Genomic DNA, 10,804 nt, shown 5'->3' with positions numbered 1-10,804 from the left:
GAATGTCCCCATTGATCCGTGCCGCGGCCCTGGGCCTGGCACTGACCGGCCTGGCCGGCTGCACCTCGAAACCCGTGCTCAACCCGGCCGAGCAACTGACCGCCGGGCACAACTACAGCCAGGCACAAGTCCAGCAGGCGATCCTCAAGGCCGTCGCCGAGCGCGGCTGGACCGCGCGCAACGTCGGCGCCAGCGTGATCCAGGCCGATATCACCGTGCGCAACACCTTCTTCGCGGCGGTCGATATCCACTACAGCCCCAGCCAGTTCCGCATCGCCTACCGCGACAGCCGTGAACTGGGCTACAAGGACGGCCAGATCCACCGCAACTACAACCGCTGGGTCTACAACCTCGACCGCAGCATCCTGCGTGAGCTGAACGCCCTGAACACCCAGCGCATCCTGCAACAGCAAGGCAACGCCAGCGTCTCCAACTGAGCCTGCGCCTGGGCACCGGGGCCGCCAGCGGCACCGGCGCTCAGGGGCTGGATTGGCTGCCTGCCTGGCCTGTCAGCAGCGCGGCGAACGCCCTGGCCATTGCCGACCCGCCGCGCTCGCGCTGCACCAGCCACACTGCCGTGACCGCCTCTTCATCCAGCAAGGTGCGGTACACCACCCCGTCGATGCGCATGCGCTGGAACGACGCTGGCAACACCGAAACCCCGAGCCCCGCCGAAACCAGCCCGATGATGGTCATCGCCTCGCCCGCCTCCTGGGCGAAATGCGGGCTGAAACCCGCCTGGCGCGCCAGGCTCAGCAACTGCGCATGCAAGCCGCTGCCATAGCTGCGTGGAAAGAACACGAATGGCTCGTGGGCCAGCGCCTGCATGTAGAGCCCCTGCTCGCTGCCCTTGGCCAGCGGATGGGAGGCGTTGATCACCGCGACCAAGGGCTCGCGCAACAGCTCGGTGGCCACCAGCCCCTCCGGTAACGGCATCGGCCGCATCAGGCCCACTTCGATGGATTCGTCGAACACCCCTTCGGCCACCTCACGGCTGCTCATTTCCTTGAGGTTCAGGTGTACCGCCGGGAACTGCTGGCGGAACGCGTGCAGGGCCTTGGGAATTTTCGAGGTAAAAGGCGCCGAGGAGGTAAAACCGATCTTCATTTCGCCCAGTTCCCCCAACTGCGCCCGCCGCGCCACGTCGGCGGCTTTCTCCACCTGGGCCAGCACCTGGCGCGCTTCCTCGAGGAACAGGCGCCCGGCCTCGCTCAGCTCGACCCGGCGGTTGGTGCGCTCGAACAGGCGCGCCCCCAGTTCCTGCTCCAGGGCCTGGATCTGCTGGCTCAGCGGGGGCTGGGAGATACCCAGTTGCTGGGCGGCACGGCCAAAATGCAGCTCCTCGGCCACGGCAATGAAATAGCGCAGGTGACGCAGCTCCATGATCGACTCCAAACAGGTCGTAAAACATCTCAAACAGGTCGAACAATATATTGGATCTAATCATTAGCCAGCTATATGCTTTTTTCACCGCAGCACCGGCCCCAGCGCCCGAGGTACCCTCCGTGAGATCCGTCGTAGCCCCCCTATCTGCCGAACCCGAGCCTGTCGTCAACGATATCTGGATCGAGAAAGGCTCCCCCGCCTTCATGAAAACCGTGCTGGCGTTGTTCAGCGGTGGCTTTGCCACCTTCGCCCTGCTGTACTGCGTGCAGCCGATGATGCCGCTGCTGTCCCAGGAATTTTCCATCAACGCCGCGCAGAGCAGCCTGGTGCTGTCGGTATCCACCGCCATGCTGGCGTTCGGGCTGCTGGTCACCGGGCCGATCTCCGACCGTATCGGGCGCAAGCCGGTGATGGTCTTCGCCCTGCTCTGCGCCGCCCTGTCGACCCTGGCCAGCGCAGTGATGCCGAGCTGGGAGCTGGTGCTGGCGACGCGCGCCCTGGTGGGCCTGTCGTTGAGCGGCCTGGCGGCGGTGGCAATGACCTACCTGAGCGAAGAGATCCACCCGCAGCACATTGGCCTGGCCATGGGCCTGTACATCGGTGGCAACGCCATCGGTGGCATGAGCGGGCGCCTGATCACCGGCGTGCTGATCGACTTCGTCAGCTGGCACACGGCGATGCTGAGCATCGGCGGGCTGGCGCTGGTAGCGGCGCTGGTGTTCTGGAAGGTACTGCCCGAGTCGCGCAACTTCCGTCCCCAGGCACTGAATCCGCGTAGCCTGCTCGACGGCTTCGTCATGCACTTCAGGGATGCCGGGCTGCCCTGGCTGTTCCTCGAGGCCTTCCTGCTGATGGGCGCCTTCGTCACCCTGTTCAACTACATCGGCTACCGCCTGCTGGCCGGGCCCTATCACATGAACCAGGCACTGGTCGGGTTGCTGTCGGTGGTGTATCTGTCGGGGATCTACAGTTCGGCGCAAGTCGGCGCCCTGGCCGACAAGCTGGGCCGGCGCAAGGTGTTCTGGGCCAGCATCGTGGTAATGGCCGGCGGCCTGCTGATGACCCTGGCCAACCCGCTGGCGATGATCATCGTCGGCATGCTGGTGTTCACCTTCGGCTTCTTCGGCGCGCACTCGGTGGCCAGCAGCTGGATCGGCCGCCGGGCGTTGAAGGCCAAGGGGCAGGCTTCGTCGTTGTACCTGTTCTGTTACTACGCGGGATCGAGCGTGGCGGGGACGGCGGGCGGGGTGTTCTGGCATCAGTGGGGCTGGAACGGCATCGGGCTGTTCATCGGCAGCCTGCTGGCGGTGGCGTTGCTGGTGGCGGTGCACCTGAGCAAACTGCCACCGAAAACGGCCTGATATCGTGGGAGCGGGCTTGCCCCACGATGGCGTCCTATCAGGCAACGAGGCTTGCACTGGCTGGCGCTATCGCGGGGCAAGCCCGCTCCCACGCATTGAAGCGTGAAGCTTCGGATCAGTTGATGATCTCGACGATATCCACATCCACCTCACGGCTCATCAGGTGCTTCTCCACCTCGCCGGTCAGCTTGACCTTGGTCTTGTCGTTGAACGGCGTCGGCGGCAGGTCTTCGTCGTCGATCTCGACGGTGATGGTGCCGGTGTTGTCCTTGAACTCGTACTTGTCGTCGTTGTTGATCTTCTTGGTCACGAAGCCCTGCAGCACTACCGGGGTGTCGTCGGCGGCATCGTTGGCGGCGGCGACCGTGGTCACGGCCTGGGCGCCAGGACCGGTGTAGCCGGCGGCCAGGGCGGCGGTGCTGAACAGTGGGGCGAGGATCAGGGGCAGGTAACGGGCTTTCATGGTGATCGGGTCCTGTTTGCGTTTTGATGGCCCCAGATTACCGACGATCGCTGAATTGAAACTTAATACGAAAAATCGCGGGGCAAGCCCGCTCCCACGCCATATACAAGGGGGCGTGGGAGCGGGCTTGCCCCGCGATCGGTCTGATGCTTACTGGTGATACTGCGCCGACAGCTCGTGCACGGCGTTAATGAACACGCCGGCGTGCTCCGGATCGACCTCGGGGGTAATGCCATGCCCCAGATTGAACACATGGCCACTGCCCTTGCCATAGCTGGCGAGGATGCGCGCCACTTCCTTGCGGATCGCCTCGGGCTTGGCATACAGCACGGTCGGGTCCATGTTGCCCTGCAGCGCCACCTTGTCGCCGACGCGGCGGCGGGCGTCGCCTATCTCGCAGGTCCAGTCCAGACCCAGAGCGTCGGCACCGGCATCAGCAATGCTTTCCAGCCACATACCGCCGTTCTTGGTGAACAGGATCACCGGTATCTTGCGCCCTTCGTGCTCGCGGATCAGGCCGCTGACGATCTTGCGCATGTAGGCCAGGGAGAACTCCTGGTAGGCCGCCGCCGACAGGTTACCGCCCCAGGTGTCGAAGATCTGCACCGCCTGGGCGCCGGCGAGGATCTGGCCATTGAGGTAGCTGGTGACCGACTGGGCCAGCTTGTCCAGCAGCAGGTGCAGGGCTTCGGGGTTGTCGTAGGCCATGGCCTTGGTCTTGCGGAAGTCCTTCGACGAGCCGCCTTCGACCATGTAGGTGGCCAGGGTCCATGGGCTGCCGGAGAAGCCGATCAGCGGCACGCGGCCGTTGAGCTCGCGGCGGATGGTGCTGACCGCGTCCATCACATAGCCCAGGTCCTTCTGCGGATCGGGGATCGGCAGCGCCTCGATGTCCGCCAGGGTGCTGATGACTTTCTTGAAACGCGGGCCTTCGCCGGTCTCGAAGTACAGGCCCTGGCCCATGGCGTCGGGGATGGTGAGGATGTCCGAGAAGAGGATCGCCGCGTCCAGCGGGTAGCGGTCCAGCGGCTGCAGGGTGACCTCGCAGGCGAACTGCGGGTTCATGCACAGGCTCATGAAGTCACCGGCCTTGGCGCGGCTGGCACGGTACTCCGGCAGGTAGCGGCCGGCCTGGCGCATCATCCACACCGGGGTGACGTCTACGGGTTGCTTGAGCAGTGCACGCAGGAAACGATCGTTCTTCAGGGCAGTCATGTCGGCATCCGGAAAAAAAGTGCGGGCATTTTCTCAGACGCGGGCACAAAAGGCACGGCCATGGCCATGCGTTTTGTCTATTGGGTGCCTTGGATCAAGCGTTTTTGTATACAAAAAATGAACCTGGGGCTGCTTCGCAGCCCTTTCGCGGCACAAGGCCGCTCCTACAGGTGAATGCGATCCTCTGCAGGAGCGGCCTTGTGCCGCGAAAGGGCCGCAAAGCGGCCACGACAATCGATCAGACTTCGAGGTAGTCCAGGATCCCCTCAGCGGCCGTGCGGCCCTCGAAAATGGCCGTTACCACCAGATCCGACCCCCGCACCATGTCACCACCGGCAAACACTTTCGGGTTGCTGGTCTGGTGCTTGAACTTGCCCTTCTCCGGCGCCACCACGCGGCCCTGGCTGTCCAGCTGGATGCCATGCTGCTCGAACCACGGCGCCGGGCTCGGGCGGAAGCCGAAGGCGATCACCACGGCATCGGCCGGCAGGATCTCCTCGGAGCCCGGGATCGGCTCGGGGCTGCGGCGGCCACGGGCATCCGGCTCGCCGAGACGGGTCTCGACCACCTTCACGCCTTCGACCTTGTCCTCGCCGACGATGGCGATGGGCTGGCGGTTGTAGAGGAACTTCACGCCCTCTTCCTTGGCGTTCTTCACCTCTTTGCGCGAACCCGGCATGTTGGCTTCGTCACGGCGATAGGCGCAGGTCACGGCCTTGGCGCCCTGGCGGATCGAGGTGCGGTTGCAGTCCATCGCGGTATCGCCACCGCCCAGGACCACGACCTTCTTGCCCTGCATGTCGATGAAGTCTTCCGGCGACTTCTCGAAACCGAGGTTGCGGTTGACGTTGGCGATCAGGAAGTCCAGCGCGTCATGCACGCCCGGCAGGTCCTCGCCCGGGAAGCCGCCCTTCATGTAGGTGTAGGTGCCCATGCCCATGAACACCGCATCGTACTCGGCGAGCAGCTGCTCCATGCTGATGTCCTTGCCCACCTCGGTGTTCAGGCGGAACTCGATGCCCATGCCGGTGAAGACTTCGCGGCGATTGCTCAACACGGTCTTTTCCAGCTTGAACTCGGGGATGCCAAAGGTCAGCAGGCCGCCGATCTCGGGGTTCTTGTCGAACACCACCGGGGTCACGCCCGCGCGTACCAGCACGTCGGCGCAGCCCAGGCCAGCAGGGCCGGCACCGATGATGGCGACGCGCTTGCCGGTGGGCTTGACCTTGGACATGTCCGGGCGCCAGCCCATGGCGAAGGCGGTGTCGGTGATGTACTTCTCCACCGAGCCGATGGTCACCGCGCCGAAGCCGTCGTTCAGGGTGCAGGCCCCTTCGCACAGACGGTCCTGCGGGCACACGCGGCCGCACACTTCCGGCAGGGTGTTGGTCTGGTGCGATAGTTCAGCCGCGGCCAGGATGTTGCCTTCGGAGACCAGCTTCAACCAGTTGGGGATGAAGTTGTGCACCGGGCACTTCCATTCGCAATACGGGTTGCCGCAGCCCAGGCAGCGGTGCGCCTGCTCCACGGACTGCTGCGGCTTGAAGGGTTCGTAGATCTCGACGAACTCCTTCTTGCGCTGGCGCAGCAGCTTTTTCTTCGGGTCCTTGCGGCCCACTTCGATGAACTGGAAGTCGTTGCTCAGACGTTCAGCCATTTTTCAAACCTCTTTACCGCAGTTGCCGGCCTTGGGCCGCAAGCTGCAAGACAATCACTTGAGCAGGACGGGCCCCGCGCACGGGGCCGTCACTTGCAGCTGTTCTTACTGCGGGTTGGCACGGGTACTGGACAGCAGTTGTTTGAGATTGGCCGCCTTCGGCTTGACCAGCCAGAAGCGCCGCACGTAGTCGTCCAGGTTCTCGGAGAGCTCACGCCCCCACTCGCTGCCGGTTTCCTCCACGTACTCGCCCAGGACCCGCGCCAGATGGCTGCGGTAGGCCTCCATCGCCTCACCACTGATACGCTGGATTTCCACCAGTTCGTGGTTGAGCTTGTCGACGAAGCTATTGTCCATATCGAGCACGTAGGCGAAGCCGCCCGTCATGCCAGAACCGAAGTTGTAACCGGTCTTGCCCAGGACGCAGACAAAGCCGCCGGTCATGTATTCACAGCAGTGATCGCCGGTGCCCTCTACAACAGCGTGGGCGCCGGAGTTACGCACAGCGAAGCGCTCGCCCGCGGTGCCGGCGGCGAACAGCTTGCCGCCGGTGGCACCGTACAGGCAGGTGTTGCCGACAATGGCGCTGTGCTGGGTTTCGAATGGGCTGCCGGCAGGCGGCACGATGGTCAGCTTGCCACCGGTCATGCCCTTGCCGACGTAGTCGTTGGCATCGCCTTCCAGGTGCAGGTTCAGGCCACCGGCGTTCCACACGCCGAAGCTCTGGCCCGCGGTGCCCTTGAAGCGGAAGGTGATCGGCGCTGCAGCCATGCCCTGGTTGCCGTGCAGCCTGGCGATTTCGCCGGAGATGCGCGCACCGATGGAGCGGTCGCAGTTGCAGATGTCGAGGCTGAACTCGCCACCGGCCTGATCGCGGATCGCCGGCAAGGCCATGGCGACCATCTTCTCGGCCAGTTCGCCCTGGTCGAACGGCGGATTCTTGTCGACTTCGCAGAACTGCGGCTTGTCGGCCGGGATGTGCGAGCTGCCCAGCAGCGGCGACAGGTCAAGGTGATGCTGGCGCTCGGTGTCGCCCGGCAGCACGTCGAGCAGGTCGGTGCGACCGATCAGCTCGCCCAGGCTGCGCACGCCGAGCTTGGCCAGCCACTCGCGAGTCTCTTCGGCGACGAAGGTGAAGAAGTTGATCACCATGTCGACGGTGCCGATGTAGTGATCCTTGCGCAGCTTGTCATTCTGCGTGGCGACGCCCGTGGCGCAGTTGTTCAGGTGGCAGATGCGCAGGTACTTGCAGCCCAGGGCGATCATCGGCGCGGTGCCGAAGCCGAAGCTCTCGGCGCCGAGGATGGCGGCCTTGATCACGTCCAGGCCGGTTTTCAGGCCACCGTCGGTCTGTACCCGCACCTTGCCGCGCAGGTCATTGCCACGCAGGGTCTGATGGGTTTCGGCCAGGCCCAGTTCCCACGGGGCGCCGGCGTATTTGATCGAGGTCAGCGGCGAAGCGCCGGTACCACCGTCATAACCCGAGATGGTGATCAGGTCGGCATAGGCCTTGGCCACGCCGGCGGCGATGGTGCCGACGCCAGCTTCGGCGACCAGCTTGACCGAGACCAGCGCCTGCGGGTTGACCTGCTTGAGGTCGAAGATCAGCTGGGACAGGTCTTCGATCGAGTAGATGTCGTGGTGCGGCGGTGGCGAGATCAGGGTCACGCCTGGTACGGCGTAGCGCAGCTTGGCGATCAGGCCGTTGACCTTGCCGCCTGGCAGCTGGCCACCCTCGCCGGGCTTGGCGCCCTGGGCGACCTTGATCTGCAGCACTTCGGCGTTGACCAGGTACTCCGGCGTCACACCGAATCGGCCGGTGGCCACTTGCTTGATCTTCGAGCTCTTGATGGTGCCGTAGCGGGCCGGGTCTTCGCCGCCCTCGCCAGAGTTGGAGCGCGCGCCCAGACGGTTCATCGCCTCGGCCAGGGCCTCGTGTGCCTCCGGCGACAGGGCACCGAGCGAGATACCGGCAGAGTCGAAGCGTTTGAGGATCGCCTCCAGCGGCTCGATCTGGTCCAGTGCCAACGGCTGGTCGGCCACCTTGACCTTGAGCAGGTCGCGGATCATCGACACCGGGCGCTGGTCGACCAGCGTGGTGTATTCCTTGAACTTGGCATAGTCGCCCTGCTGCACGGCGGCCTGCAGGGTGTTCACCACGTCGGGGTTGTAGGCGTGGTATTCGCCACCATGGACGAACTTCAGCAGGCCGCCCTGCTGGATCGGCTTGCGTGCGCTCCAGGCTTCGGCGGCCAGCAGTTTCTGGTCGCTTTCCAGGTCGGCGAAACGGGCACCCTTGATACGGCTCGGCACGCCGCGGAAGCTCAGGCCGACCACTTCCTCGGACAGGCCGATCGCTTCGAACAACTGCGCGCCACGGTACGAGGCGATGGTGGAGATACCCATCTTCGACAGGATCTTCAGCAGGCCCTTGGAGATACCCTTGCGGTAGTACTTGAAGACTTCGTCCAGGTCGCCCAGTACTTCGCCGGTGCGGATCAGGTCGGCCAGCACTTCATAGGCAAGGTACGGATAGACGGCCGAGGCGCCGAAGCCCAGCAGCACGGCGAAGTGGTGCGGGTCTCGGGCGGTGGCGGTCTCGACCAGGATGTTGCTGTCGCTGCGCAGGCCCTGCTCGGTCAGGCGGTGGTGCACCGCACCGACCGCCAGCGAGGCATGCACCGGCAGCTTGCCTGGGGCGATGTAGCGGTCGCTCAGCACCAGCTGGGTCTTGCCGCCGCGCACGGCTTCCTCGGCCTGGTCGGCGATGTTGCGAATCGCCGCTTCCAGGCCGACGCTCTCTTCATAGTTGAGGTCGATCAGCTGGCGGTCGAAACCTTCGCGTTCCAGGTTCATCAGCGAACGCCACTTGGCGGGCGAGATGACCGGCGAGCTGAGGATCACCCGCGAGGCGTGCTCGGGGGACTCCTGGAAGATGTTGCGCTCGGCGCCCAGGCAGATTTCCAGGGACATGACGATCGCTTCGCGCAGCGGGTCGATCGGCGGGTTGGTCACCTGGGCGAATTGCTGGCGGAAGAAGTCGTACGGCGAGCGCACGCGCTGCGACAGCACGGCCATCGGCGTGTCGTCGCCCATCGAGCCGACCGCTTCCTGGCCTTGTTCGCCGAGCGGGCGCAGCACCTGGTCACGCTCCTCGAAGGTGACCTGGAACATCTTCATGTACTGCTTGAGTTGGTCGGCGTCGTAGCTGGCCACGCCCTGGTCGTCGCTCAGGGTCGCCTGGATGCGTGTGGCGTGCTGGCGCAGCCAGCGCTTGTACGGGTGGCGCGACTTCAGACGGTTATCGATGGCGTCGGTGTCGAGGATCTGCCCGGTCTCGGTGTCCACGGCGAGAATCTGGCCTGGGCCGACACGGCCCTTGGCCAGGACTTCCTCGGGCTGGTAGCCCCACACGCCGATTTCCGAGGCGATGGTGATGTAGCCATTGGTGGTGGTCACCCAGCGCGCCGGGCGCAGGCCGTTACGGTCGAGCAGGCACACCGCGTGGCGGCCTTCGGTCATGACGATGCCGGCCGGGCCGTCCCACGGCTCCATGTGCATGGAGTTGTATTCGTAGAAGGCGCGCAGGTCGGCGTCCATGGTCTCGACGTTCTGCCAGGCCGGTGGTACCAGCATGCGCACGCCGCGGAACAGGTCGATGCCGCCGGTGACCATCAGCTCCAGCATGTTGTCCATGCTCGAGGAGTCGGAACCGACACGGTTGACCAGCGGGCCAAGCTCTTCGAGATCGGGGATCAGGTCGTTGGCGAACTTGGTGCGTCGGGCCATGGCCCAGTTGCGGTTGCCGGTGATGGTGTTGATCTCGCCGTTGTGGGCGAGGAAGCGGAAGGGCTGGGCCAGCGGCCACTTCGGCAGGGTGTTGGTAGAGAAGCGCTGGTGGAACACGCAGATCGCGGTCTGCAGGCGCTCATCGCCCAGGTCCGGATAGAACGCCGCGAGATCGCGCGGCATCATCAGGCCTTTGTAGATGATGGTCTTGTGCGAGAAGCTGCAGATGTAGTGGTCGGTGTCGTGGGCGTTGGCCACGGACGAACGGCGACGGGCACTGAACAGCTTGATGGCGAATTCCTGGTCACTCAGGCCTTCGCCGCCGATGAACACCTGCTCGATCTGCGGCAGGCGCTCCAGGGCCAGGCGGCCGAGGACGCGGGTGTCGATCGGCACCTTGCGCCAGCCGACCAGCTTGAGGCCGGCGTTGACGATCTCGCGGTCCATGTTGGCGCGGGCGGCCTGGGCTTTGACCGGGTCCTGGTTGAAGAACACCATGCCGACGGCGTACTGCCTGGGCAGCTCGACGGCGAAGTGCTCCTGGGCCACGGCACGCAGGAATTGATCGGGCTTCTGCATGAGCAGACCGCAACCGTCACCGGTCTTGCCGTCGGCGTTGATGCCGCCGCGGTGGGTCATGCAGGTCAGCGCCTGCATGGCGGTTTGCAGAAGGTGGTGACTCGGCTGCCCCGTCATATGGGCGATCAGGCCGAAACCACAGTTGTCCTTGAATTCTTCGGGATGGTACAGACCTGTTTTCATAGACACTTTCTCACCAGGTTCACCTCTCAACCGGAGGCAAATCTCTTTTTTAACAACCACTTACCATCCACGTCGATCAAACGCCAGCTTTTTTGCGGTGGTCATGGAAAACCATTGTTGCACAGCGACAGCGATGCCCACAAATTTTCATGTCTCACCATTGAAAATTTA

7 protein-coding genes are annotated in these 10,804 nt (G+C 64.4%); 2 read left to right on the top strand and 5 right to left on the bottom strand.

All coding sequences use genetic code 11. From position 1 onward, the window contains the following. The first annotated feature begins 2 nt into the window (after positions 1–2). Positions 3–437: a hypothetical protein gene (locus LU671_RS03050; protein WP_050707335.1), complete on the top strand. Its 435-nt coding sequence runs from the start codon at positions 3–5 to the stop codon at positions 435–437. A gap of 40 nt (positions 438–477) precedes the next feature. Here LU671_RS03050 and LU671_RS03045 read toward each other — a convergent pair whose 3' ends face one another. Beyond that, complete coding sequence (locus LU671_RS03045; RefSeq protein WP_232854916.1) at positions 478–1,383, bottom strand: LysR family transcriptional regulator; 906 nt, start codon at positions 1,381–1,383, stop codon at positions 478–480. Positions 1,384–1,505: 122 nt separating this feature from the next. On the opposite strand from LU671_RS03045, the gene LU671_RS03040 reads away from it, so the two are divergent. Beyond that, entirely contained in the window at positions 1,506–2,747 is a 1,242-nt protein-coding gene (locus LU671_RS03040; RefSeq protein ID WP_232854915.1) for an MFS transporter, read from the top strand. A 115-nt stretch (positions 2,748–2,862) separates the two neighbouring features. Here LU671_RS03040 and LU671_RS03035 read toward each other — a convergent pair whose 3' ends face one another. The 4 genes from LU671_RS03035 to gltB form a co-directional block, all read right to left on the bottom strand. Beyond that, the gene (locus LU671_RS03035; RefSeq protein ID WP_028689103.1) at positions 2,863–3,210 is read right to left on the bottom strand and encodes a YgiW/YdeI family stress tolerance OB fold protein; all 348 of its coding nucleotides are present in this window, start codon (positions 3,208–3,210) and stop codon (positions 2,863–2,865) included. Positions 3,211–3,360: 150 nt separating this feature from the next. Further along, positions 3,361–4,425: a uroporphyrinogen decarboxylase gene (hemE, locus tag LU671_RS03030; protein WP_110735319.1), complete on the bottom strand. Its 1,065-nt coding sequence runs from the start codon at positions 4,423–4,425 to the stop codon at positions 3,361–3,363. Positions 4,426–4,663: 238 nt separating this feature from the next. After that, a complete protein-coding gene (locus tag LU671_RS03025) occupies positions 4,664–6,082 on the bottom strand; it encodes an FAD-dependent oxidoreductase (protein WP_232854914.1) in 1,419 nt (472 codons plus the stop codon). Positions 6,083–6,187: 105 nt separating this feature from the next. Beyond that, positions 6,188–10,633 carry a glutamate synthase large subunit gene (gltB, locus tag LU671_RS03020; RefSeq protein WP_232854913.1) on the bottom strand — a complete coding sequence of 1,482 codons (4,446 nt, stop codon included), beginning with the start codon at positions 10,631–10,633 and terminating at the stop codon, positions 6,188–6,190. Positions 10,634–10,804 lie beyond the last annotated feature (171 nt).

The organism is Pseudomonas sp. NMI760_13 (genome assembly GCF_021283245.1).
Taxonomy (GTDB): domain Bacteria; phylum Pseudomonadota; class Gammaproteobacteria; order Pseudomonadales; family Pseudomonadaceae; genus Aquipseudomonas; species Aquipseudomonas peradeniyensis.
This window is presented reverse-complemented; position numbering and strand designations above follow the sequence as displayed.